The following is a 24,250-nucleotide window of genomic DNA, read 5'->3' as shown; positions in this document are numbered from 1 at the left end:
GGCGGGGCCTGTGGATGACGGCGTCGGCACGCCCTCCCGACGTGCCACCGTCGGGGGATGCTCGGCGACCCGCCACCCGCACCCTTCGACCCCGCGCTCCTGCGCGGGGCGCCGGACCTGCGCCCGATGGGTATCGACCCCGGTCGCCGTGGCTGGCACCACGTGCGCCACGGCGCCTGGGTCGACGAGGCGGTGTGGCGCGGCCTGACGCCCGAGCAGCGACACGCCGCCCTGGTGCACGCCACCGACCTCGCGGCGCGTCGGCCGGCCCGCAACGTCTACGCGCTCGAGTCCGCCGCGGCGGTGTGGGGCCTGCCCGTCATCGGAGCCTGGCCCCAGCACGTCACCGTGCTGCGGAGCCGGGCCGAGCAGCGCGGCTCGGCCGTCGTGCGCGTCCACGTCGGCCAGCCGACCGAGGGCGTCCTGCGCGAGGGCCTCAGGGTCACCGAGGTGGCGCGAACGGTCGTCGACCTCGCCCGGATGCGGTCCTTCGAGTCGGGGCTCACGGCTGCGGACCACGCCCTGCGCCATGCGATGACGACGCCCGAGGCACTGGTCGCAGCGGCCGGTGACGTGCCGCCGCGCGTGTGGGGGCGGCCCCGGGGGCTGCTCGTGGCCGAGCTCGCCGACGGGCGCTCCATGTCGCCGGGCGAGAGCCTGTCCCGGGCCCGCATGTTCACGTTGCGGCTGCCCCGCCCGACGCTGCAGGTCCCGCTGGAGGACGACGAGGGCTTCGTCGGGTTCGGTGACTTCGGGTGGCCCGGGGTGGTCGGCGAGTTCGACGGCCGGCGCAAGTACGCCGTCCCGGCGGGCGCCGACGCCGCCGCGGCCGAGCGCGCGCTGTGGGCCGAGAAGCTGCGGGAGGACCGCATCCGCCGCCGATGGCGCCTGGCCCGGTGGGTCTGGGCGGATGCGCTCGAGGAGGCACGGCTCGGGCGGATCCTCCTCGCCCAGGGGGTGCGTCCCGTGGCGCGACCACGGTGGGTCGACCTCGGCGCCCGCGACGCGTCGTGACACCCCTGCTCCGCGCGACCTGCGGTGGTGCGCGTGCGCTCGCAGGGGGATCCGCGCAGATCGCGGGGGGAAGGGCCGCTGCGGGGGAGGCGGCGTGGTCCGGGGGGTGGGGCGCGGGACGGTACGATGATCGCTGATCCCCCACCCCTCGCCGGGGTGACGCGCGCCCGCCCGACGGTGGTGCGCCGCTTCCGAGACACGAGAGAGATCCCGCACGTGGCATCGACCAACGACCTCAAGAACGGCCTCGTCCTCAACCTCGAGGGCCAGCTGTGGTCCGTCGTGGAGTTCCAGCACGTCAAGCCGGGCAAGGGCCCCGCGTTCGTGCGGACGAAGCTGAAGAACGTCCTGTCCGGCAAGGTCGTCGACAAGACGTTCAACGCCGGTGTCAAGGTCGAGACGGCGAACGTCGACAAGCGCACGATGCAGTACCTCTACAACGACGGCACCGACTTCATCTTCATGGACGGTGACACCTACGACCAGCTCCCCGTGAGCCCCGAGGTCGTCGGCGACGCCGCGAAGTACCTCCTCGAGAACCAGGACGCGATCGTGGCCCGCCACGACGGCTCGGTCCTCTACATCGAGCTCCCCGCCTCGGTCATCCTCGAGATCACCTACACCGAGCCGGGCCTCCAGGGCGACCGCTCGACCGGCGGCACCAAGCCGGCGACCCTCGAGACCGGTGCCGAGGTCCAGGTCCCGCTCTTCCTCGAGCAGGGCACGAAGATCAAGGTCGACACCCGCGACGGCTCCTACCTCGGCCGGGTCAGCTGACCCGTGGCCGCTCGCACCAAGGCCCGCAAGCGCGCCCTCGACCTGCTGTTCGAGGCCGAGCAGCGGGGCATCGACGCCGCGGAGCTGCTGCGTGAGCGGCTGGCCACGCCGGTCACCGAGCACGCGCTGCCCGAGCTGACCGCCGACCTCGTCACCGGGGTCTCGGAGCGCCGCGAGACGATCGACGAGCTCATCACCACGTACGCGCAGGGCTGGTCCCTGAAGCGGATGCCCGCCGTCGACCGCAGCATCCTGCGGCTCGGCGCGTGGGAGGTCCTGTACTCGCCGGACGTCCCCGAGGCCGTCGCCATCAGCGAGTGGGTCGGGCTCGCCACCGAGCTCTCGACCGACGACAGCCCCCGGTTCGTCAACGGCCTGCTCGGCCGGCTCGCCGAGGTCAAGCCGACCCTCGCCTGAAAACCGGTTGCCGCAGTGCCGTGCGGGCGGCACGGTCGGGGGATGAGCGTCCGCCCGGCCACCACCGCCGACCTGCCGCTGCTCGGCCCTGTCGAGGACACCGGCGACCGGCAGTTCACCGACCTCTTCGGTGACCTCGGCTGGCCGGCGGCCACGCCGGGGGAGGAGCGCGCGGGGGTGCCGGGGTTCCTCCTCGTCGCGACCGACGACGAGACCCCGGGCGCGCCGGTCGTCGGGTTCGCCCACGTCCTCGACCTCGGGGGCGCGTGGCACCTCGAGCAGCTCTCGGTCGACCCCGACCACCAGGGGCGAGGCCACGGCACCGCGCTGCTCGCGGCCGTCGACGCCGAGGTCGCCGCGCGGGGCGGCGGCACGCTCACCCTCATGACCTACGCCGACGTCGCGTGGAACGGCCCGTTCTACGCGCGGCGGGGCTGGGTGGAGGTCGAGCCCCCGGCCCGCCTGGCGCCGATGCTCGCGGCCGAGGAGCGCGAGGGGCTGGCGCGGCACGGTCGGCGGATCGCGATGGAGCGCCGCTGACGCGGCGTTCGCACCCCGGGGGTCAGCGGGCGCCGGCGCTCGCGAAGACCACCTCGGGCCACGGGGACGCGGCGAGCCAGGCGCGGTAGGTCTCGGTGTCGGCGTCCGCCGGCGGGAAGAGCGGCTGGCGTGCGGCCACCGCCGCGACGGCCGGACCGTCGGCGTCGACCGCGCAGGAGGCCGCACCGGCAGTGGGGGGAGCGATGGTCGTCACGGGGGCCTCCTTCGGGATCGGGCGGGTGCTGAGACAGCACCAGTGCATCACAGTGTGTTGGGTCAGGCATAGCGATGCGTTATGCGTCTCACGACCCGGATGACGGCCGTGCCGGGTGCCGCCCGTGAGGGCTGGCGCCGGCCCGCGCACCGTGCTGGACTGTGCGGATGAGCACGCTCGGGCCGCGGCTGGCCGCGGCGATCGCCGCCAAGGACCCCGACACCGTCCGCGCTCTCGTCGCCCCCGACGTCGACTTCCGTGGGCTCACCCCCGGCCGCGCGTGGGAGGGCACCGGCGCGGAGGCGCTCGTCGAGGTGTTGTTCGGCGCGTGGTTCGAGCCCTCCGACGAGGTCCGGGCGCTGCTCGACGTCACCGTCGGCGCGCCCGTGGAGGACACCGAGCGCGTCTCGTACCGGCTGGCGCTGCGCAACGGCGACGGGGACTTCACGGCCGAGCAGCAGGCGTACTACCGCACCGAGGGCGAGCGCATCACGTACCTGCGCGTGCTCTGCTCCGGCTTCCGGCCGCACACCTCCGGCTGATTGACCGCACCCGCGGCACCCGCCGCGACCGTCGGGTCAGCGGCCGTCGCGCGGCCCGAAGACCGTCAGGGCCACCGCGTCGGAGTGCTCGCCCCGCACGTACTCGTCGACCCACGCCCGCGCGTCGGGGTAGGCGGACTCGGCGACGATGCGCTCGCACACGGCGTCGACGTCGATCTCGGTGTGCCGCAGCGAGACCTGACCCCCGGTCAGCAGGGCCCACGCCCCGCCGACCCGACCGTAGGGCATCCCGATGCTGCCGGGGTTGACGACGAGCCGGCGGTCGACGAGCCGGACGAACGGCATGTGCGTGTGCCCGCAGCAGACGGTCCGCACCGCCTCGGGCACGTCCGCGAACGCCTCGGCCCACCGCTCGAGCCGCGTGTCGACGAGCACGACCTCGTCGTCGTCGCGGGGGCTGCCGTGGCAGAAGAGCACGTCGCCGAACCCCTCGAGCGACCGGACCGCGGGGTGGGGGAGCCCGGCGAGCAGCTCCACCTGGTCGGGCCGCAGCACCTCCGCCGCGAACACCGACTCGGGGTGCTCGCAGCGGCCACCGCGCGCGACCTCGACGACCTCGCGGTCGGCGTTGCCCCGGACGAGCAGCCCCCGGTCGCCGAGCGCGGTGAGGGCGTCGAGCGTCTCGACGGGCATCGGCCCCGACACGAGGTCGCCCGTCACGACGACGAGGTCGGCGGCACGGACGTCGGGCTCGGCGAGGACGGCCTCGAGCACCGGGAGGACCCCGTGCGTGTCGGACAGCAGGGCGACGGTGCGGACGGCGACGACCATCCACCGACCCTAGGCGCGGCGGCGTCCACGGGGCGGGCCGGAGTGCGACCCGTCCGCCGTCGGCCGCTAGAGTGGCCACCGCAAGACCGCTCGACGTCCTTTAACGACCTGTCCCGTGAGGCAGGGAAGGAGGTCCGCGCCTGTGCGCGCTGACGACATGCTGCCCACCGCAGACGATGCCGCCGCTCCCGGTGCCCCCCGCACCGTGATGAGCGAGCCGGACGTCGCGAGAGCCCTCCGCCGCATCGCCCACGAGATCGTCGAGCGCAACAAGGGCGCCGACGACCTCGTGCTGCTCGGCATCCCGACCCGCGGGGTCGAGCTGTCGCGGCGCCTCGCGGACCTCCTCCAGGAGGTCGAGGGCGTCGAGGTCCCGGTCGGGGCGCTCGACATCACGATGTTCCGCGACGACCTGCGCCACCAGCCGACCCGGGCGCCGATGCCGACGCGCATCCCGCCGGGCGGCGTCGACGACCGTGTCGTCGTCCTCGTCGACGACGTCCTCTACTCGGGCCGGACGATCCGTGCGGCGCTCGACGCCCTCGCCGACCTCGGCCGTCCGCGGGCCGTGCGCCTCGCCGTGCTCGTCGACCGAGGCCACCGCGAGCTGCCGATCCGGGCCGACCACGTCGGCAAGAACCTGCCGACGGCCCACAGCGAGCGGGTCATGGTGCGGCTCACCGGGGTCGACGACGCCGGCGACTCGGTGACCATCGCCTCCGGCGAGACGCGCGCCGGCCGCCCCTCGACCCCGGGAGGTGCGCGATGAGGCACCTGCTCTCCAGCGCGGACCTCACCCGCGACGACGTGCGGATGCTCCTGGCCACCGCAGCCGAGATGCACGACGTGCAGCGGCGCGACGTCAAGAAGCTGCCGACCCTGCGCGGCCGCACGATCATCAACCTCTTCTTCGAGGACTCCACCCGCACCCGCAGCAGCTTCGAGATCGCGGGCAAGTGGATGAGCGCCGACACGATCAACATCACCGGCAAGGGCTCCTCGACGAGCAAGGGCGAGTCCCTGCGCGACACCGTGATGACGATCGACGCGATGAGCGTCGATTGCGTCGTCATCCGCCACATGGCCAGCGGCGCGGCACACCAGGTGGCGCAGTGGGTCGACGCGAGCGTCGTCAACGCCGGCGACGGCACCCACGAGCACCCGACGCAGGCCCTGCTCGACGCCTACACGATGGAGCAGCGCCTCGGCAGCCTCGAGGGCCGCCGGGTCGCGATCGTCGGCGACCTCACGCACAGCCGGGTCTTCCGCTCCAACGCGATCACGCTGCGCCGCCTCGGCGCCGAGGTCACGCTCGTCGCGCCGCCGACGCTCATGCCGAGCGGCATCCGGCCCTGGGCCGAGCGCGACGGCCTGCACCTCACCGACGACCTCGACGCCGTGCTCGCCGACGGTCCCGACGCGGTGATGATGCTCCGCGTCCAGCGCGAGCGGATGAGCGGCGGCTTCTTCCCGACCCCGAGGGAGTACACCGTGGGCTTCGGCCTGACCCGCGACCGGCTGCGCGCCCTGACCGACGCCAACCCCGAGGCGGTCATCTGCCACCCGGGCCCGATGAACCGCGGCCTCGAGATCAGCGCCGACGCCGCCGACGGGGCCCGCAGCCTCGTCCTCGACCAGGTGTCGGCGGGGGTGGCGGTGCGGATGGCCGTGCTCTACCACCTGCTGGCCGGCGAGGAGGTGGCGGCGTGAGCGACCTGCTCATCACCGGGGTCACCTGGCACGACGCCGACGGCACGCCGCGGACCGGCGACGTCGCCGTCCGCGAGGGGACGGTCACCGAGGTCGGCCGGGTCGAGGACACCGAGGGCCTGACCCGCCACGACGCCGACGGCCTCACCCTCCTGCCCGGCTTCGTCGACCTGCACACCCACCTGCGCCAGCCCGGCCGCGAGGACGCCGAGACCGTCGCGTCCGGCTCGCGCGCCGCCGCGGTCGGCGGGTACACGGCGGTCCTCGCGATGGCCAACACGACCCCGGTCACCGACACCGCCGAGGCGGCCGAGCACGTCCAGCGCCTCGGGCGCGACTGCGGGCTCGTCGACGTCGTCCCGGTCGGAGCCGTGACCAAGGGCCTCGAGGGCGCCGAGCTCGCGGAGCTCGGGCTCATGCACCGCAGCCGTGCCCGGGTCACCGTCTTCTCCGACGACGGGCGCTGCGTCGCCGACCCCCGCGTCATGCGCCGCGCGCTCGAGTACCTGCGGCCCTTCGACGGGGTCGTCAGCCAGCACAGCCAGGACCCCTCGCTCGCCGGCCCGCAGGCCTGCTGCCACGAGGGCGAGCTGTCCGGGCGCCTCGGCCTGCCGGGGTGGCCGCCGGTCGCGGAGGCGAGCATCATCGCCCGCGACGCGATGCTCGCCCGGCACACCGGCGGGCGGGTCCACGTCGCGCACGTGAGCACCGCCGAGGGCCTGGACGTCGTGCGCTGGGCCAAGGAGCGCGGCATCCGGATGACCGCCGAGGTCGCGCCGCACCACCTCGCGCTCGGCACCGACCTGCTGACCGGCTACGACCCGGTCTACAAGGTCAACCCGCCGCTGCGTCCCACCGAGGACCAGGAGGCGCTGCGCGAGGGCCTCGCCGACGGCACGATCGACGCCGTCGCCACCGACCACGCCCCGCACGCGCGGCACGACAAGGAGCACGCGTTCGTCGACGCCGCGTTCGGGATGCTCGGCCTCGAGACCGCGTTCTCGGTCGTCCACGACCTCCTCGTCACCACCGGCCGGATGTCGATGGCCGACCTCGCCCGCGTCCTCTCGACGGCGCCGGCGGGCATCGCCCGCCTCGCCGACCATGGTCGACCCGTCGCCCCCGGCGAGCCGGCCAACCTCGTGCTCGTCGACCCCACGGCAGCGGTCACCGTCGACCGCGACGCCTCTCACTCCCTGTCCCGCAACACCCCGTGGCACGGGCGCACCCTCACCGGGGCCGTGCACACGACGATCCTGCGCGGTGCCGTCACCGCGCGGGAAGGAGAGCCCGCACCGTGCTGACCACCCGCGAACCCGCCGTCCTCGTCCTCGAGGACGGGCGCACCTTCACCGGCTCCGCCTACGGCCGCCGCGGCGAGACCGTCGGCGAGGCCGTCTTCTCGACCGGCATGACCGGCTACCAGGAGACGCTCACCGACCCGAGCTACCACCGCCAGGTCGTCGTCATGACGGCGCCGCACGTCGGCAACACCGGCTGGAACGACGAGGACGACGAGTCGGGCCGCATCTGGGTCGCGGGCTACGTCGTGCGCGACCCCGCGCTGCGCCCCTCGAGCTGGCGCAGCCGCCGCACCCTCGAGGACGAGCTCGACGCGCAGGGCGTCGTCGGCATCTGCGACGTCGACACCCGGGCCCTGACCCGCCACCTGCGCGAGCGCGGCGCGATGCGGGTCGGCATCTTCTCCGGCGAGCTCGCCGCGCGCCCGCGCCCGGAGCTCCTGCAGCGGGTCACCGAGGCGCCGCCGATGACCGGCGCGTCGCTCGCCGCCGAGGTCGCCACCAAGGAGGCCTACGTCGTGCCACCGGTGGGGGAGAAGCGGTTCACCGTGGCCGCCGTCGACCTCGGCATCAAGTCCAACACCCCGCGGATGATGGCCGAGCGCGGCATCGAGGTGCACGTCCTGCCGGCCACCGCGACCCTCGAGGAGGTCCGCGCGGCCGGCCCCGACGGCGTGTTCTTCTCCAACGGCCCCGGCGACCCGGCGACGGCCGACGTCCAGGCCGAGCTGCTCCGGGGCGTGATGCGCGAGGGCATCCCGTACTTCGGCATCTGCTTCGGCAACCAGATCCTCGGCAAGGCGCTCGGGTTCGGCACGTACAAGCTCAAGTACGGCCACCGCGGCATCAACCAGCCGGTCATGGACCGCACGACCGGCAAGGTCGAGGTCACCGCCCACAACCACGGGTTCGCCGTCGACGCCCCGCTCGAGGGCTCGACGAGCACCGACTTCGGCGAGGCGAGCGTCAGCCACGTCTGCCTCAACGACGACGTCGTCGAGGGCCTCGAGGTCCGGCGGGACGGGCGGCTCGTCGCCTTCTCCGTCCAGTACCACCCGGAGGCCGCGGCCGGCCCGCACGACGCCGCCTACCTCTTCGACCGCTTCTGCGATCTCATGACCAGCAACCAGGAGGTGCGCGCCTGATGCCGAAGCGCGACGACATCAAGTCCGTCCTCGTCATCGGCTCCGGCCCGATCGTCATCGGGCAGGCGTGCGAGTTCGACTACTCCGGCACCCAGGCCTGCCGGGTGCTGCGCGACGAGGGCATCCGCGTCGTCCTCGTCAACTCCAACCCGGCGACGATCATGACCGACCCGGAGTTCGCGGACGCCACCTACATCGAGCCGATCACCCCCGAGATCGTCGAGAAGATCATCGCCAGGGAGCGGCCGGACGCCGTCCTCGCGACCCTCGGTGGCCAGACCGCGCTCAACTGCGCGATGGAGCTGCACGAGCGCGGCGTCCTCGAGCGCTACGGCTGCCCGCTCATCGGCGCCAACGTCGAGGCCATCCAGCTCGGCGAGGACCGCGAGAAGTTCAAGGGCGTCGTCGACCGCTGCGGCGCCGAGTCGGCCCGCTCGGCCATCTGCCACACGATGGACGACCTCATGGCCGCCGCCGACGACCTCGGCTACCCCGTCGTCGTCCGCCCCTCCTTCACGATGGGCGGCCTCGGCTCCGGCTTCGCGCACACCCCGGAGGAGCTGCGGCGCATCGGTGGCGCGGGCCTGCAGTACAGCCCGGTCACCGAGGTGCTCCTCGAGGAGTCGATCCTCGGCTGGAAGGAGTACGAGCTCGAGCTGATGCGCGACACGGCCGACAACGTCGTCGTCGTCTGCTCCATCGAGAACCTCGACCCGATGGGCGTGCACACCGGCGACTCGATCACCGTCGCTCCGGCCCTCACCCTCACCGACCGCGAGTACCAGCGGCTGCGCGACATCAGCATCGCGGTCATCCGCGAGGTCGGCGTCGACACCGGCGGCTGCAACATCCAGTTCGCGGTCAACCCCGAGGACGGCCGGATCATCGTCATCGAGATGAACCCGCGCGTCTCGCGCTCCTCGGCGCTGGCGTCCAAGGCCACCGGCTTCCCGATCGCGAAGATCGCGGCGCGGATGGCCGTCGGGTACACCCTCGACGAGGTGCCCAACGACATCACCCAGGAGACCCCGGCCTCCTTCGAGCCGACGCTCGACTACGTCGTCGTCAAGTGCCCGCGCTTCGCGTTCGAGAAGTTCCCCGCGGCCGACGACACGCTGACCACGACGATGAAGTCGGTCGGCGAGGCGATGGCCATCGGGCGCTCCTTCACGGAGGCGCTGCAGAAGGCGCTGCGCTCGCTCGAGAAGGCCGGCAGCAGCTTCCACTGGGACGGCCCGCGGCCGACGACCGAGGCGGCCCGCGCGCTGCTCGACTCGGCGCGCCGGCCCACCGACGGCCGCCTCGTCCAGGTCCAGCAGGCGCTGCGCGGCGGCCTGTCGGTCGAGGAGGTCCACGACGCGACCGGCATCGACCCGTGGTTCCTCGACCAGATCGAGCTCGTCAACGAGGTCGCCGAGCACGTCGCGACCGCCGAGGAGCTGACCCCCGAGCTGCTGCGCCTCGCGAAGCGCCACGGCTTCAGCGACACCCAGCTCGCGTCGCTGCGCCGGATGCCCGAGGCCGTCGTCCGCGGCGTCCGCCACGCGCTCGGGGTGCGCCCGGTCTACAAGACGGTCGACACCTGCGCGGCCGAGTTCGCCGCCCGGACGCCTTACCACTACAGCGCCTACGACGAGGAGACCGAGGTGACGCCGCGCGAGCGGCCCGCCGTGCTCATCCTCGGTTCGGGCCCGAACCGGATCGGGCAGGGTGTCGAGTTCGACTACTCCTGCGTCCACGCGAGCTTCGCCCTGCGCGACGCCGGCTACGACACCGTGATGGTCAACTGCAACCCCGAGACGGTCTCGACCGACTACGACACGAGCAGCCGCCTCTACTTCGAGCCGCTGACCCTCGAGGACGTCCTCGAGGTCGTCCACGCCGAGCAGCAGGCCGGCCCCGTCGCCGGCGTCGTCGTCCAGCTCGGCGGGCAGACCCCGCTCGGCCTGGCCAAGGCGCTCAAGGAGGCGGGCGTGCCGATCGTCGGCACCTCGCCCGAGGCCATCGACCTCGCCGAGGACCGCGGGGCGTTCGGCCGCGTCCTCCACGAGGCCGACCTGCCCGCCCCGAAGCACGGCACGGCGTACAGCGCGGCCGAGGCCGTCGAGATCGCCCGCGAGATCGGCTACCCGGTGCTCGTGCGCCCGTCGTACGTCCTCGGCGGCCGCGGGATGGAGATCGTCTACGACGACGAGACGCTCTCGGGCTACGTCGAGCGCGCGACCGTCGCGAGCCCGGAGCACCCGGTGCTCGTCGACCGCTTCCTCGACGACGCGATCGAGATCGACGTCGACGTCCTCTACGACGGCGAGGAGATGTACCTCGGCGGGATCATGGAGCACGTCGAGGAGGCCGGCATCCACTCCGGTGACTCCTCGTGCGCGCTGCCGCCGGTCACCCTCGGCGCGACCGAGCTCGAGCGGGTGCGCGAGTCGACCCTCAAGCTGGCCCAGGGCATCGGCGTGCGCGGCCTCATGAACGTCCAGTTCGCGCTCGCCCAGGACATCCTCTACGTCCTCGAGGCCAACCCGCGTGCGTCGCGCACGGTGCCGTTCGTCGCCAAGGCGACCGGTGTGGCCCTCGCCAACGCGGCGGCCCGGATCATGCTCGGCGCCTCGATCGCGCAGCTGCGCGAGGAGGGCGTCCTGCCCCGCCACGTCGACGGCGGCCGGATGCCGGCCAGCGCGCCGGTGTCGGTCAAGGAGGCCGTCCTGCCCTTCAAGCGGTTCCGGACCGCCGAGGGCCTGGTCGTCGACAGCCTGCTCGGCCCGGAGATGCGCTCGACCGGCGAGGTCATGGGCATCGACCGCGACTTCGGCCGGGCGTTCGCCAAGAGCCAGCTCGGCGCGCTCAGCGGGCTGCCTACGAGCGGAACGGTGTTCGTGTCCGTGGCCAACCGCGACAAGCGCGCGATCATCTTCCCGGTCAAGCGGCTGGTCGACCTCGGCTTCCGCATCCTGTCGACCTCGGGCACGGCAGAGGTGCTGCACCGCAACGGGATCGAGGCCGACGTGGTGCGCAAGCACGCCGAGCGCGGCGAGCACGAGCAGTCGGTCGTCGACCTCATCAACGCGGGCGAGATCGACATGGTCGTCAACAGCCCGAGCGGACCGAGCGCCACGACGCGCGCCGACGGCTACGCCATCCGGGCCGCGACGGCCGCGATGGACAAGCCGATCGTCACCACCGTGCAGCAGCTGTCGGCGGCCGTCCTCGCCATCGAGGCCGTGCAGCGCGATGACCTCGACGTCATGTCGCTGCAGGAGCACACAGCGGCCCTCGACCTGTTCGGGATCGGGGCGCAGGCGTGAGCGGGAGCGGGGTCGTCCAGGTCGCCGGCGAGGTCGTCGCCAACCGACGGGTCGGGGCCTACCACCACCTGACGATCGTCGCGCCGGGAGTCGCCGAGCTCGCCCGGCCCGGCCAGTTCGTCGCGCTCGCGGTCGGCGGCCCGACGTCGGCCAACCTCCTGCGCCGCTGCTTCTCGCTGCACAAGGTCAAGGCGTCGGGCACCTACGGCGGCACCCTCGACGTCGTCGTCGCCGCGCACGGCCCGGGCACGCAGTGGCTGACCGGCCTGTCGACGCACGACGCCGTCGACGTCGTCGCGCCCCTCGGCCGGCCCTTCCCGCTGCCGGCCGAGCCGGTGCCCTGCGTCCTCGTCGGCGGCGGCTACGGCTCCGCGCCGCTGTTCTGGCTCGCCGAGGCCCTGCGCGAGCGCGGCTGCCACGTCGAGATGGTCCTCGGCGCGGCGTCCGAGGACCGGCTCTTCGGCGTCGTCGAGGCGCGGCGCAGCGCCGACGGCGTCACCGTCACCACCGACGACGGATCGGCCGGGCGCAGGGGCTGGGTCTCCGACGTCCTCGGCGAGGTCGTGGACCGCACCGGGGCCGGAGTCGTCTACGCCTGCGGCCCGATGGGGATGCTCCGCTCGGTCACCGAGGTCGCACAGGCCCACGGGGCCGTCGCGCAGGTGGCCGTCGAGGAGTCGATGGCCTGCGGCATCGGCGTCTGCATGACCTGCGTCATGCCGGTGCGCGGCACCGACGGCACGACCCGGATGGTCCGCTCCTGCGTCGAGGGTCCGGTCTTCCGCGGCGACCTCGTGCGCTGGGACGCCATCGGCGGGGGCATCACCCGCGTGCCCGAGGACGCGGTGGGCGCCCCGAGGCCGGGGGGTCACTGATGGTCGACATGAGCACGACGCTCGCCGGCGCCACCCTGCCCAACCCGGTGATGACCGCGTCCGGCTGCGCCGCCAACGGCAAGGAGCTGCACCGCTTCTTCCCGGTCTCCGACCTCGGCGCGTTCGTCACCAAGACCGTGATGCGCGACCCGCGATCCGGCCGGCCGACGCCGCGGATGGCCGAGACCTCGTCCGGGATGCTCAACTCGATCGGCCTCCAGGGGCCGGGCATCGACGCCTTCTGCGAGCAGGACCTGCCGTGGCTCGCCGCGCAGGGCGCCCGGGTGCTCGTCTCGGTCGCGGGCAACACCGCCGAGGAGTTCGGCGAGGTCGTCCAGCGCCTCGTCGCCTCGCCCGCGTGGCCGTGCGTCGTCGGGGTCGAGGCGAACATCTCCTGCCCCAACGTCGCCAACCGCGGGCTCGTCTTCGCCTGCGACCCGGTCTCGTCCGAGCGCGTCGTCCAGATCGTCCGCACCCGCGTGCCCGAGGAGGTGCCGGTATTCGCCAAGCTCACCCCCGACGTCACCGACATCGTCGCGATCGCCGACGCGGTGCTGCGCGCCGGCGCCGACGGCCTGACGATGATCAACACCCTGCTCGGCATCGTCATCGACACCGACCTGCTGCGCCCGCAGCTGGCCGGCGTCACCGGTGGGCTCTCCGGCCCGGCCGTGCGCCCGGTCGCCGTCCGCGCCGTGTGGCAGGTCACCGCCGCGATGCGCGCGGGCACCATCCCGACAGCACCGGTCATCGGGGTCGGGGGAGTGCGCACCGGGGCGGACGCGCTCGAGCTCGTCGCCGCCGGCGCCTCGGCGGTGCAGGTCGGCACCGCCACGTTCAACGACCCGTCCGCGCCGCGCCGCGTGCTCACCGAGCTCGAGGAGCACCTCGCGCGGCACGGCTTCACCCGCTTCGCCGACGCCGTCGGCGTCGCCCACGAGAGGATGGCCGCCCTGTGAGCCAGGTTCCCTTCGGCACGCGGCTGCGCACCGCGATGGACGAGCACGGCCCGTTCTGCCCCGGCATCGACCCGCACGCCGCCCTCCTCGAGGCCTGGGGCCTGCCGGACACGGTCGACGGCCTCGAGCGCTTCGCGATGACCTGCGTCGAGGCCTTCGGCGGCCAGGTCGCGTGCGTCAAGCCGCAGTCCGCGTTCTTCGAGCGGTTCGGGTCGCGCGGCGTCGCCGTCCTCGAGCGGACCCTGGAGGCCCTGCGCGAGGCCGGCACGCTGTCGCTGCTCGACGCCAAGCGCGGCGACATCGGCACGACGATGGGCGGCTACGCGCAGGCCTACCTCTCCGACGACTCGCCGGTGCGTGCCGACGCGGTGACCGTCAGCCCCTTCCTCGGCTACGGCTCGCTGCGGCCCGCGCTCGACCTCGCCGCCGCCACCGGGCGCGGCGTGTTCGTGCTCGCGCTCACCTCCAACCCGGAGGGCCCGTCCGTCCAGCACGCGGCCGTCGACGGGCGCACCGTCGCCGCGTCGGTCGTCGAGGGAGCCGCCGCCGACAACGCCGACGCGCGCTCCGCCGGAGGTCTCGGGAGCGTCGGGCTCGTCGTCGGCGCCACCGTCGGCGACGCCGCCCACACCCTCGGCCTCGACCTCGCCGGGTCGGCCGCGCCGCTGCTCGCCCCGGGCCTGGGCGCCCAGGGCGGCACCCCCGAGGGGCTGCGCGCGACCTTCGGCGACGCGCTGCCCCAGGTGCTCGGCAACAGCTCCCGCGAGGTGCTCGGCGCGGGTCCCGACACCACCTCGCTGCGTGCCGCGGCGCGCCGTTCCGCGGCCGAGCTGGCGGCCGTCGTCGAGGCGGCGCGGCCCTGACTCGGGAGCGCTCCCGCGACCGGTAGAGTCGGTCGGGTACAGCCGGGTGTTGAGCAGCCAGCACTCGCAGTGACAGCAAGGATCCGATTCCGTGGCTCTCCCCCCGCTCACCCAGGAACAGCGCGCGGCCGCGCTCGAGAAGGCCGCTGCCTCACGACGTGAACGTGCCGAGGTGAAGAACCGCCTCAAGCACGGCGGTGCCTCCCTCGGAGGCGTCATCGAGGACGGGAAGGTGAACGACGTCATCGGCAAGATGCGCGTCTCCGCCCTCCTCGAGTCGATGCCGGGCGTCGGCCGGGTGCGAGCCCGCCAGATCATGGAGGAGGTCGGCATCAGCGAGAGCCGACGCGTCCGTGGCCTGGGCCAGAACCAGGTCGCGGCGCTGCTGCAGCGCTTCGGGCGGCAGTGACGACCCCCTCCCGCCTCACGGTCCTCGCCGGTCCCACCGCAGTCGGCAAGGGGACCCTCGCGGCGTACGTCCGGGAGCACCACCCCGAGGTGTGGCTGTCGGTGTCGGCGACGACCCGACGGCCGCGACCCGGGGAGGTCGAGGGCGTGCACTACCACTTCGTCTCCGACGACGAGTTCGACCGGATGGTCGAGCAGGGCGAGCTCCTCGAGTGGGCCGTCGTCCACGGCCGGGCCAAGTACGGCACACCCCGCGGACCGGTCGAGGAGGTCCTCGCGACCGGTCGTCCGGCCCTGCTCGAGATCGACCTCCAGGGCGCCCGCCAGGTGCGCGAGTCCATGCCCGACGCGTTCTTCGTCTTCCTCGCGCCCCCGAGCTGGGACGAGCTGGTCCGCCGGCTCGTGGGCCGGGGCACCGAGGACGAGGAGGAGCGGGCGGCCCGCCTCGACACCGCGCGCATCGAGCTCGCGGCCGCCGAGGAGTTCGACGTCACCGTCGTCAACGACGACGTTCGGCGCGCGGCCGAGGACCTCGTATCATGGACGCGAACCCCTGTCCCCGCAACGAAACGAGACTGACGCGTGTCCGGAACCACGGCGAACCCCATCGGCATCACCAACCCGCCGATCGACGAGCTCCTCGAGCAGGCCGACTCCAAGTACGCCCTCGTCCTCTACTCCGCGAAGCGGGCCCGGCAGATCAACGCCTACTACGCCCAGCTCCAGGAGGGCCTCCTCGAGTACGTCGGCCCGCTCGTCGACTCCGAGGTCCACGAGAAGCCGCTCTCCATCGCCCTGCGCGAGATCAACGAGGGCCTGCTCACCTCCGAGCCCACCAACGAGCCCTCCGAGGGCTGACGCCCGTGAAGGTCGTCCTCGGGGTCGCCGGGGGCATCGCCGCCTACAAGGCGTGCTCGCTCCTGCGCCTGCTCTCCGAGGCCGGCCACGACGTCACCGTCGTCCCCACCGCCTCCGCCCTCCACTTCGTCGGTGAGGCGACGTGGGCGGCGCTGTCGGGCAAGCCGGTCCACACCGACGTGTGGTCCGACATCACCGAGGTCCCGCACGTGCGGATCGGCCAGGAGGCCGACCTCGTCGTGGTCGCGCCGGCCACGGCCGACCTGCTCGCGCGGGCGGCCACCGGGCAGGCGGACGACCTGCTGACCAACGTCCTGCTCACCGCGCGGTGCCCGGTCGTCATGGCCCCGGCCATGCACACCGAGATGTACGAGCACCCGGCGACGCAGGCGAACATCGCCACCCTCACCGAGCGCGGCGTCCACGTCGTGCCGCCGGCCTCGGGGCGCCTGACCGGCCGCGACACGGGCCCGGGACGCCTGCCGGAGCCGGAGCAGCTCTTCGAGGTCTGCGCGCGCGAGCTCGCGCGAGGCGCCGGGGGAGCGGCGCCGTCCGGTGCGGCGGCCGCTCGGGCTCCCCGGGGTGACCTCGCGGGCCGGCGCGTCGTCGTCACCGCCGGCGGTACCCGCGAGCCGCTCGACCCCGTCCGCTACCTCGGCAACCGGTCGTCCGGCAAGCAGGGCTACGCCCTCGCCGGCGTCGCGGCCGGGCGCGGCGCCGAGGTCGTCCTGGTGTCCGCCGCCTCGCTCGAGGCGCCCGCCGGGGTGCGGGTCGTCCGCGTCGAGACGGCCCTCGAGATGGAGGCAGCCGTCCGCGCCGAGGCGGCCGAGGCGGACGTCGTCGTCATGGCCGCGGCCGTCGCCGACTTCCGGCCGTCGAGCTACGCCGACCACAAGATCAAGAAGACGCACGAGCCCGGTGCCGACGGGAGCGCGGACGAGTCCGCGCCGGTCGTCACCCTCGTGCGCAACCCCGACATCCTCGCCGGCCTCGTCGCCGCGCGCGGCGGGGCGGCTGCGCCGGTCGTCGTCGGGTTCGCCGCCGAGACCGGCGACGAGAGCGCCTCGGTGCTCGAGCACGGGCGCGCCAAGCTCGCCCGCAAGGGCTGCGACGTCCTCGTCGTCAACGAGGTCGGCGCCGACGTGACGTTCGGCAAGGACGACAACACCGTGCACGTCCTGCGCCGGGGGAGCGACGCCGTCCTCGACGTGGGTCCGGTCACGAAGACCGCTGTCGCGCAGGCCGTCTGGGACGTCGTCACCGACCTCCTCTGACCGGTCGGTCTGCAGCCCCGCGGCACCGGCCTCGGTCTCACCCGTCGAGTGAACAGGACACGCCGCCTGCGCTGGTGCGCACGCGGCGTGTCCTGTTCACTCGACGGGTCGAACGGGGCGGGTCAGCGGCGGGCGCCGGCCTTCTTGCCGCGGGGAGCCTTCGCCGCGGGCTGCGCGTCGGCCTCGGTGGCGTCCTCCGTCTCGACCTCCTCGTCGACCTCGGGCTCGGTCTCCTCGATGTCGTCGGTCCCGGTCTCGGTGTCGTGCGCCTCGACGGGCTGCACCTCGTCCGACTCCTGCTGCTCGACGGGCTGCGCGTCGGCCTCGGTCTCGTGGACCTCGTCGACCGCGACCTCCTCGTGCTCCGGCTCCGGCTCCGCGGCGGGTGCGGGCGCGGGCTCCTCGACCGCCCCGACGGCCGCCGGGCCGCCCAGCGTCGCGAGCATGTTGCGGACGTTGGAGAGCTGGGCCGTGATGCTGTCGCGGCGGGCGGTCGCGGCGGCCAGCTCGCGCTCGGAGTCGCGGCGGACGCGGTCGGCCTGCTCCTTGGCGGTGCGGACGAGGCCGGCGGCCTCGGCGCGCGCGGCCTCGAGGACCCGGGCGGCCTCGCCGGTCTTGGCGGCGTGGTCCTCCTCGGCCTCGCGGGCGAGGAGGTCGGCGCGCTCCTGCACGGCGGCCAGGGCGTCGTCCTGTGCGGCGATCTGCGCGTTGAACTCGGCCGCGGCGGCCTCGCGACGCTCGCCGAGCGTCGTCTCGAAGTCCGCGGCCTGCTGCGCGGTGCGGGCCCGCTGCTGCTCGTAGTAGGCCTCGGCCTCCTCGCGCCGGGCGGCGGCCTCGCGGGCTGCGTCGTCGACGATCGCGTCGGCCTCGGCCTTCGCCTGCGCCACCACCTGGGCCGCGGCGGCGTCGGCGCGCCCGCGGACCTCCTCGGCGTAGCGGTCGGCCTCGGCCCGTGCCAGCGCGGACTCCTCGGTCGCCACGCGCCGGGCCTCGTCGGCGTCGGCGGCGGCGGCCGCGCGGATGGCCCCGGCCTCCTCGTCGGCGAGCCCGAGCATCGTCCCGATGCGCTCGCCGAGGTCGGCGAAGGTCGGGCTGGAGGCCTTGCGCGCGTCCTCCTCGAGCGAAGCGAGCCGTGAGCGGTGCTCCTCGAGCTGCGCCGCCGTCGCCTCGTGGTCCTGGCGCGCCTTGGTCAGCTGCACCGACGTCTCCGCGGCCTCCTGTCGGGCCGACTCCGACTCCTGGCGCGCCGTGTCGACGGCCTGGTGCAGGGCCGCGAGGTGGGCGTCGACCTGCACCGGGTCGTAGCCGCGGAAGACGGTGGGGAACTCGGGGTGGGTCATGCGGACTCCTCGTCGGGGGTGGGGGCCTCGGGGGTGGGGGCGTCGCTGGTCGGGGGTGCGTCGTCGTGCACGTCCAGCGCCTCGATGACACCCGTGAGCCGGCTCAGCTGGGTGGTGATGGCGTCACGTCGCGCGGCGAGTGTATGCACCTCGGCGCGAGCCCGTTCGACGGCGGCGTGCGCCTCGGCGCGGACCAGGTCGGCGCGGGCACGGGCGTCGTCCGAGAGCCGGGTGATCTCGGCGCGGGCGGCGCGATGCGACTCGTGCGCCTCGCGCTGCATGCGCTCGACGTCGGCGGCGACCTCGTGCCGGACGCGGCGGGCGCCCTCCTCGGCGTCGGCGACCCGGCGCTGGGCGCGGAGCGTGGCCTCCGCCTCGCGCCGGCGCGCCTCCTCGAGGATGCGCTCGGACTCGCGCGCCGCGGCCTCCCGGGTCCGCTCCGCGTCGGCGCGAGCCTCGGCGAGCACGCTCTCGGCCTGCTCGCGCATCCGACGGGCCGCGGCGTCGGCCTCGGCCAGCCGGTCGCGGCTCTTCGCCCCCGCGCTGCCGAGCAGGGTCTGGACACGCTGCCGGTGCGTGCGGGTGCGCTCGACGATCTCGGCGTGGTGCTCGCGGGTGCGCCGCTCGCGCTCCTCCTCCGTCCGCGCGAGGACCTCGCGCACGGTGCCCTGGGCCCACGCGAGGTGGCGCTCGGCCGCCTCGACGACGGAGGCCGCCTCGGCCTCCGCGGCGGCGGCCAGCCGGGTGGCCTCCCGCTGCGCGTCCTCGACGAGCAGCTCGGCCTCGACCCGGGCGCCACGCTCGCTGGTCGTCAGCTCCGCGATGCGCCGGGCGACCTCGGTCTCGGCCTCCTCGCGGTGACGGACCGCGAACGACTCCGCCGCCTCGCGCAGGGCGGCCAGCTCGCCGTGGGTCGTGGTGCTCAGGGCCTCGAGCTCGGCCGCGTGCCGAGCGTGCTCGTCCTGCCACCGCTCCTGGTGCGCCCGCTCGTCGTCGGCGAGGCGTGCCATCGTCGTGTCGTGCTCGGCCCGGGCGCGCTCCAGCACCGCGGCCGCGCGCTCCTCGGCGTCGCGCACGAGCGTGGCGGCCTGCTCCTCGGCGAGACCGATGGCCTCGTCGCTGACCTTCGTCGCCCGCTCGCGCAGCAGGGCGGCCTGGTCGGAGGCGTCGGCGAGGAGGATCTCGACCTCGGCGCGGGTGTCGGCCAGGCGCTGGTCGGACTCGGCGCGGGCGTCCTCCAGCCGGGCGGTCAGCTCGGCGAGCTCGTGCGCGGCGCGGTCGCTCTCGGCGCGCACCCGGGCGGCCTCGGCCCGCGCCTCGCTCAGCTCGCGGCCCGCGTCCTCGCGCAGCTGGTCGGCCAGCTCCTGGGCGCGCGTGAGGAGCGAGTGCGCCTCGTCGACCGGCCCCGCTGGCGCGGCGGGGTCGTTCTCGGCGCGCGCCGGCTCGTCGTGGATCCCCTCGGACACGCGCGCCATGATTCCACGTGCGGCCGGGGGAGACGGACCGGGCGGCTGTCGTGTTCCACGGACCGGTATCTTGGGCCGGGCGTGCCCGCTCAGGTCCGGGGGCGCCCGTCCATCGAAGGAGTTGCCGCGTGTCCGCACGTCTGTTCACGTCCGAGTCGGTCACCGAGGGTCACCCGGACAAGATCTGCGACCAGATCTCCGACAGCATCCTCGACGCGATGCTCGAGCAGGACCCGCACAGCCGGGTCGCCGTCGAGACGATGGTGACGACCGGTCTGGTCCACGTCGCCGGCGAGGTGACGACCGAGGCGTACGTCGAGATCCCGGGGATCGTGCGCGAGACGGTGCTCGGCATCGGCTACGACAGCTCGACGAAGGGCTTCGACGGCGCGTCGTGCGGCGTCGAGGTCTCGATCGGCCAGCAGAGCCCCGACATCGCCCAGGGCGTCGACACCGCCTTCGAGAACCGCAGCGGCGGCGTCGACCCCAAGGACAAGCAGGGCGCCGGCGACCAGGGCCTGATGTTCGGCTACGCGTGCGACGACACCCCCGAGCTCATGCCGCTGCCGATCTACCTCGCGCACCGGCTCTCCGAGCGCCTCACGGCGGTCCGCAAGGACGGCGAGCTGTCGTACCTGCGCCCCGACGGCAAGACCCAGGTCACCATCGCCTACGACGGCGACACCGCCGTCTCGCTCGACGCCGTCGTGCTCTCGACCCAGCACGCCGAGGACGTCAGCCTCGAGGGCCTGCTGCAGCCCGACATCCGCACCCACGTCATCGAGCCGGTCCTCGCCGAGCTCGCCGACGGCGGCACGGACCTGCGCACCGATTCCTACCGCACCTACATCAACCCCACCGGCAAGTTCGTCATCGGTGGTCCGATGGGTGACGCGGGCCTGACCGGCCGCAAGATCATCGTCGACACCTACGGCGGGATGGCCCGCCACGGCGGCGGCGCGTTCTCGGGCAAGGACCCGTCGAAGGTCGACCGCTCGGCGGCGTACGCCACCCGCTGGGTCGCGAAGAACGTCGTCGCCGCGGGCCTGGCCCGCCGCTGCGAGGTCCAGGTCGCCTACGCCATCGGCGTCGCGCAGCCGGTCGGCCTCTACGTCGAGACCTTCGGTACCGAGACCGCCCCGGTGGAGAAGATCCAGGACGCGATCCGCCGCGTCTTCGACCTGCGCCCGCTCGCGATCCTCGAGGACCTCGACCTGCTCCGTCCCATCTACAAGCCGACCGCCGCCTACGGCCACTTCGGGCGCACCGCGGTCGAGGGCGTCGAGAACGCCTTCACCTGGGAGCGCACCGACCGCGTCGAGGCGCTGCAGCGCGCGGTGGCCGGCTGACCGGCCGCTCGTCCACAGCCGGAGCCCGCCGCCCCCGAGGGGGTCGGCGGGCTCCGCTAGGTTCGGGGCCGTGAGCGGGACGGACGAGGCGGGGGAGCAGCTGGCCCTCCTCGCCGGTGCCCGGCCCGCCCGCCCGCGCCTGCGGGGCGAGGACCCTCCGGCCGACGAGCGTCCCGTCGCGCTCGTCCAGGTCGACACCGGCCTGGCCCACCTCGACCGGCCGTTCGAGTACGTCGTCCCCGCGTCGATGGCGCAGGGCGCGGTCCCCGGGGCGCGGGTCAAGGTGCGCTTCGCCGGGCAGGACCTCGACGGCTGGGTCCTCGAGCGTCGGGACGAGGCCGAGCACACCGGGCGGCTCAGCCCCCTGCGGAGGCTCGTCTCGCCCGAACCGGTCCTCACCCCGGCCGTCCTCGACGCGGCGCGCGCCGTGGCCCGCCGGTACGCCGGCACCCTCGGCGACGTCCTGCGCCTCGCGGTGCCCCCGCGGCACGCTCGCGCCGAGCAGGCGCTCGCCGCCGACGCCCCCGAGCACCCGCCGCTGCCGGACGCCGCGGCCGGGGCCTGGGCGCCGTACCCGGCGGGGGACGCGTTCCTCGCCCGGCTGCGCTCCGGGGGCGACCCCGGCGCCGCGGTCCTCGCCCTGCCGGCCACCGACCCGTCGCGGGCCTGGCCGGCGCTGCTCGCCGAGGCGGTGCGGGCCACGGTCGAGGGCGGGCGCGGGGCGGTCGTCGTCGTGCCGGACCACCGTGACGTCGTGCGGACGGAGGCCGCGCTCGTCGCGGCGCTCGGTCCGGGCCGGCACACCCGCCTGACCGCCGACCAGGGCCCGCAGGCCCGCTACACCGCCTTCCTCAAGGCGCTGCGCGGCCACGTGCCGGTCGTCGTCGGCACCCGCGCGGCCGCCTTCGCGCCCGTCGCCGACCTCGGGCTCGTCGTCTGGTGGGACGACGGCGACGACCTGCTCGACGAGCCACGGGCCCCCTACCCGCACGTCCGTGAGGTGCTGCTCGCCCGGGCCGCGCGCGAGGGCGCGGCCGTGCTCGCCGCCGGCCACGTGCGCTCCGCGGCCGTCGCCGACCTCGTCGCGTCCGGGCGTCTCTCGGTCGTCGAGGCCCCGCGGCGGGCCGTCCGCGATGCCGTGCCCGCCGTCCGGGTCGCCGGGGAGGGCGCCGACGTCGAGCGGGACCCCGCGGTGGCGGCGGCCCACCTGCCGAGCGTGGCCTGGCGGGCCGCGAAGGAGGCGCTCGCGGCGGGGCCGGTGCTCGTCCAGGTGCCACGGCGCGGCTACCTGCCCTCGCTCTCGTGCCAGGACTGTCGTCGCCCCGCCCGCTGCCGGGTGTGCTCGGGCCCGCTCGGGCTCACCGGCCCGCAGGGTCCGCCGGCGTGCCGCTGGTGCGGTCGCGTCGAGACCGCCTTCTCCTGCCCCAGCTGCTCCGGCACCCGGCTGCGCTCGTCGGTCGTCGGTGCCCGGCGGACCGCCGAGGAGCTCGGGCGCGCCTTCCCCGGCGTCCCCGTGGAGCGCTCGGGTGCGGGCACGGTGCTCGACGCGGTCGAGGGCACCCCGCGCCTCGTCGTCGCGACGCCCGGCGCGGAGCCGGTGGCCGAGGGCGGGTACGCCGCTGCCCTCCTCCTCGACGCGTGGGCCCTGCTCGACCGGCCCACGCTCGACGCCGGCGAGGAGGCGCTGCGCCGGTGGTGCTCCGCCGCCGCGCTCGTGCGTCCGGCTGCGGCCGGTGGCCGCGTCGTGCTCGCCGGCGCGCCGCTCCACGTCACCGTCCCCGCGGTCGAGGCACTCGTGCGCTGGGACCCCGCGTGGTTCGCCGAGCGCGAGCTCGCCGAGCGGCGCGAGCTGTCGCTGCCCCCCACGGCGCGCGTCGCGGCCCTGACCGGCTCCCGGGCCGCCGTGGCCGCCGCCCTCGACGAGCTCACGCTGCCGGAGGGAGGCACCGTGCTGGGTCCGCTGCCGCACGGCGAGCAGCGCTGGCGCACCCTCGTCACCGTGCCGACCGGTGCCGGTCCGGAGCTGACGAGCGAGCTCTCCGCCCTCCGGGCGAAGGCGTCGGCCCGCAAGGACCCCGACCCGGTCACCGTCCGGGTCGACCCGCGCGACCCCGCCGGCTGACCGGCGGCGCCACCGGCCCTCCTAGACTCGCCGGGTGCGCCTCGTCCTCGCCGGAACCCCCGACACCGCCGTCCCGTCGCTGCGGGCGCTGCTCGCCTCGCGCCACGAGGTGGCCGCCGTCGTGACCCGCCCGGACGCCCGCGCGGGCCGGGGCCGGACGCTGCACCCGTCACCGGTCAAGGAGGTCGCGCTCGAGCACGGCCTCGAGGTGCTGACCCCGGCGCGCCCCGGAGACCCCGACTTCCTCGACCGGCTGCGCGAGATCGCCCCCGACTGCTGCCCGGTCGTGGCCTACGGCGCGCTCCTGCCCCGGCCCGCGCTCGACGTACCACGGCACGGCTGGGTCAACCTCCACTTCTCGCTGCTGCCCGCGTGGCGTGGCGCCGCGCCGGTGCAGCGCGCCGTCATGGCCGGGGACGAGGTGACCGGCGCCAGCACGTTCGTCATCGAGGAGGGCCTCGACACCGGGCCGGTGCTGGGGACGGTGACGGAGCCGGTGCGCCCCACCGACACCGCGGGGACGCTCCTCGAGCGGCTCGCCGGCATCGGCGCCGGGCTGCTCGTCGCGACGATGGACGGCCTGGAGGACGGCTCGCTGCGCGGCGTGCCCCAGCCCGACGACGGCGTCAGCCACGCCCCCAAGCTCACCGTGGCCGAGTGCGAGGTGCGCTGGTCGCTCCCCGCCCACCTCGTCGACCGCCAGGTGCGCGGCGCCACGCCCAACCCCGGCGCCTGGAGCACCTTCCGGGACGAGCGGCTCGGCATCGGCCCGTTCGCCACCGCCGACCTGCCGCCGGACCTCCCGGCGCTCGCGGCCGGCGAGCTGCACGCCACCAAGCGCGCCCTCCTCGTGGGCACCGCCTCCGGCCCGGTCGTGCTCGGCGAGGTGCGTCCCCAGGGCAAGCGCCCGATGGCCGCCGCCGACTGGGCCCGCGGCGTGCGGATCGCGCCGGGGGAGCGCCTGGGCTGACGG

At 74.9% G+C, this 24,250-nt stretch carries 24 protein-coding genes; 20 read left to right on the top strand and 4 right to left on the bottom strand.

Annotated features, from left to right (window positions below):
- Positions 1 to 57: 57 nt before the first annotated feature.
- From J3473_RS03695 to J3473_RS03680, 4 genes are all read left to right on the top strand, one after another.
- The gene (locus J3473_RS03695; protein WP_207021921.1) at positions 58 to 1,014 is read left to right on the top strand and encodes a hypothetical protein; all 957 of its coding nucleotides are present in this window, start codon (positions 58 to 60) and stop codon (positions 1,012 to 1,014) included.
- Positions 1,015 to 1,230: 216 nt separating this feature from the next.
- Entirely contained in the window at positions 1,231 to 1,791 is a 561-nt protein-coding gene (efp, locus tag J3473_RS03690; protein WP_030528275.1) for an elongation factor P, read from the top strand.
- Between the two features lie 3 nt (positions 1,792 to 1,794).
- Positions 1,795 to 2,208, top strand: coding sequence for a transcription antitermination factor NusB (nusB, locus tag J3473_RS03685; protein ID WP_030528276.1), 414 nt, complete (start codon positions 1,795 to 1,797; stop codon positions 2,206 to 2,208).
- Between the two features lie 42 nt (positions 2,209 to 2,250).
- Complete coding sequence (locus J3473_RS03680) at positions 2,251 to 2,748, top strand: GNAT family N-acetyltransferase (protein WP_207021920.1); 498 nt, start codon at positions 2,251 to 2,253, stop codon at positions 2,746 to 2,748.
- A gap of 22 nt (positions 2,749 to 2,770) precedes the next feature.
- Here the strand turns inward: J3473_RS03680 and J3473_RS03675 are convergent, their stop codons facing one another.
- Complete coding sequence (locus J3473_RS03675) at positions 2,771 to 2,962, bottom strand: hypothetical protein (protein ID WP_030528278.1); 192 nt, start codon at positions 2,960 to 2,962, stop codon at positions 2,771 to 2,773.
- Positions 2,963 to 3,129: 167 nt separating this feature from the next.
- Here J3473_RS03675 and J3473_RS03670 point away from each other — a divergent pair, with 167 nt between their 5' ends.
- Positions 3,130 to 3,504 carry a nuclear transport factor 2 family protein gene (locus tag J3473_RS03670; protein WP_030528279.1) on the top strand — a complete coding sequence of 125 codons (375 nt, stop codon included), beginning with the start codon at positions 3,130 to 3,132 and terminating at the stop codon, positions 3,502 to 3,504.
- Positions 3,505 to 3,540: 36 nt separating this feature from the next.
- Here the strand turns inward: J3473_RS03670 and J3473_RS03665 are convergent, their stop codons facing one another.
- Positions 3,541 to 4,296 carry a metallophosphoesterase gene (locus tag J3473_RS03665; RefSeq protein WP_207021919.1) on the bottom strand — a complete coding sequence of 252 codons (756 nt, stop codon included), beginning with the start codon at positions 4,294 to 4,296 and terminating at the stop codon, positions 3,541 to 3,543.
- A gap of 157 nt (positions 4,297 to 4,453) precedes the next feature.
- Between J3473_RS03665 and pyrR the strand changes: the two genes are divergently transcribed.
- The 12 genes from pyrR to coaBC all read left to right on the top strand — a co-directional run bounded on the left by pyrR (position 4,454) and on the right by coaBC (position 17,000).
- The gene (gene pyrR, locus J3473_RS03660) at positions 4,454 to 5,065 is read left to right on the top strand and encodes a bifunctional pyr operon transcriptional regulator/uracil phosphoribosyltransferase PyrR (protein WP_207021918.1); all 612 of its coding nucleotides are present in this window, start codon (positions 4,454 to 4,456) and stop codon (positions 5,063 to 5,065) included.
- A complete protein-coding gene (locus J3473_RS03655; RefSeq protein ID WP_030528282.1) occupies positions 5,062 to 6,006 on the top strand; it encodes an aspartate carbamoyltransferase catalytic subunit in 945 nt (314 codons plus the stop codon). The genes pyrR and J3473_RS03655 overlap by 4 nt, the downstream gene beginning before the upstream one ends.
- Before the next feature lie 5 nt (positions 6,007 to 6,011).
- Entirely contained in the window at positions 6,012 to 7,310 is a 1,299-nt protein-coding gene (locus tag J3473_RS03650) for a dihydroorotase (RefSeq protein ID WP_242525671.1), read from the top strand.
- Positions 7,304 to 8,452, top strand: a complete 1,149-nt coding sequence (gene carA / locus J3473_RS03645) for a glutamine-hydrolyzing carbamoyl-phosphate synthase small subunit (RefSeq protein ID WP_207021916.1) — start codon at positions 7,304 to 7,306, stop codon at positions 8,450 to 8,452. The genes J3473_RS03650 and carA overlap by 7 nt, the downstream gene beginning before the upstream one ends.
- Positions 8,452 to 11,763, top strand: coding sequence for a carbamoyl-phosphate synthase large subunit (gene carB, locus J3473_RS03640; protein WP_207021915.1), 3,312 nt, complete (start codon positions 8,452 to 8,454; stop codon positions 11,761 to 11,763). The genes carA and carB overlap by 1 nt, the downstream gene beginning before the upstream one ends.
- Positions 11,760 to 12,638, top strand: a complete 879-nt coding sequence (locus J3473_RS03635; protein ID WP_030528286.1) for a dihydroorotate dehydrogenase electron transfer subunit — start codon at positions 11,760 to 11,762, stop codon at positions 12,636 to 12,638. The genes carB and J3473_RS03635 overlap by 4 nt, the downstream gene beginning before the upstream one ends.
- An 8-nt stretch (positions 12,639 to 12,646) precedes the next feature.
- Positions 12,647 to 13,597, top strand: coding sequence for a dihydroorotate dehydrogenase (locus tag J3473_RS03630; protein ID WP_242525660.1), 951 nt, complete (start codon positions 12,647 to 12,649; stop codon positions 13,595 to 13,597).
- Positions 13,598 to 13,632: 35 nt separating this feature from the next.
- Positions 13,633 to 14,460 carry an orotidine-5'-phosphate decarboxylase gene (gene pyrF / locus J3473_RS03625; RefSeq protein WP_242525670.1) on the top strand — a complete coding sequence of 276 codons (828 nt, stop codon included), beginning with the start codon at positions 13,633 to 13,635 and terminating at the stop codon, positions 14,458 to 14,460.
- 91 nt (positions 14,461 to 14,551) lie between these two features.
- Positions 14,552 to 14,869: an integration host factor, actinobacterial type gene (mihF, locus tag J3473_RS03620; RefSeq protein WP_030528289.1), complete on the top strand. Its 318-nt coding sequence runs from the start codon at positions 14,552 to 14,554 to the stop codon at positions 14,867 to 14,869.
- Positions 14,866 to 15,447 (top strand): guanylate kinase, encoded by a 582-nt coding sequence (gene gmk / locus J3473_RS03615; RefSeq protein WP_207021912.1) that lies wholly within the window; start codon positions 14,866 to 14,868, stop codon positions 15,445 to 15,447. Before mihF ends, gmk begins: the two co-directional genes overlap by 4 nt.
- 3 nt (positions 15,448 to 15,450) lie before the next feature.
- On the top strand, positions 15,451 to 15,726 hold the full coding sequence (rpoZ, locus tag J3473_RS03610) for a DNA-directed RNA polymerase subunit omega (protein ID WP_030528291.1): 276 nt from the start codon (positions 15,451 to 15,453) through the stop codon (positions 15,724 to 15,726).
- A 5-nt stretch (positions 15,727 to 15,731) separates the two neighbouring features.
- Entirely contained in the window at positions 15,732 to 17,000 is a 1,269-nt protein-coding gene (coaBC, locus tag J3473_RS03605; protein ID WP_207021911.1) for a bifunctional phosphopantothenoylcysteine decarboxylase/phosphopantothenate--cysteine ligase CoaBC, read from the top strand.
- Positions 17,001 to 17,122: 122 nt separating this feature from the next.
- On the opposite strand, the gene J3473_RS03600 is transcribed toward coaBC, so the two are convergent.
- Positions 17,123 to 18,340, bottom strand: coding sequence for a DivIVA domain-containing protein (locus J3473_RS03600; RefSeq protein WP_207021910.1), 1,218 nt, complete (start codon positions 18,338 to 18,340; stop codon positions 17,123 to 17,125).
- A complete protein-coding gene (locus tag J3473_RS03595; protein ID WP_207021909.1) occupies positions 18,337 to 19,806 on the bottom strand; it encodes a hypothetical protein in 1,470 nt (489 codons plus the stop codon). Before J3473_RS03595 ends, J3473_RS03600 begins: the two co-directional genes overlap by 4 nt.
- 128 nt (positions 19,807 to 19,934) lie before the next feature.
- Here J3473_RS03595 and metK point away from each other — a divergent pair, with 128 nt between their 5' ends.
- From metK to fmt, 3 genes are all read left to right on the top strand, one after another.
- On the top strand, positions 19,935 to 21,155 hold the full coding sequence (gene metK, locus J3473_RS03590; RefSeq protein ID WP_207021908.1) for a methionine adenosyltransferase: 1,221 nt from the start codon (positions 19,935 to 19,937) through the stop codon (positions 21,153 to 21,155).
- 70 nt (positions 21,156 to 21,225) lie between these two features.
- Entirely contained in the window at positions 21,226 to 23,277 is a 2,052-nt protein-coding gene (locus tag J3473_RS03585; RefSeq protein ID WP_242525659.1) for a primosome assembly protein PriA, read from the top strand.
- A gap of 34 nt (positions 23,278 to 23,311) precedes the next feature.
- Complete coding sequence (gene fmt / locus J3473_RS03580; protein ID WP_207021907.1) at positions 23,312 to 24,247, top strand: methionyl-tRNA formyltransferase; 936 nt, start codon at positions 23,312 to 23,314, stop codon at positions 24,245 to 24,247.
- The last annotated feature ends 3 nt before the right edge of the window (positions 24,248 to 24,250 follow it).

It is taken from the genome of Phycicoccus sp. DTK01, assembly GCF_017312765.1.
GTDB classification, from domain to species: domain Bacteria; phylum Actinomycetota; class Actinomycetes; order Actinomycetales; family Dermatophilaceae; genus Phycicoccus; species Phycicoccus jejuensis.
The sequence above is the reverse complement of the archived record's forward strand: the minus strand, read 5'-3'. Positions and strand labels throughout refer to the sequence as shown.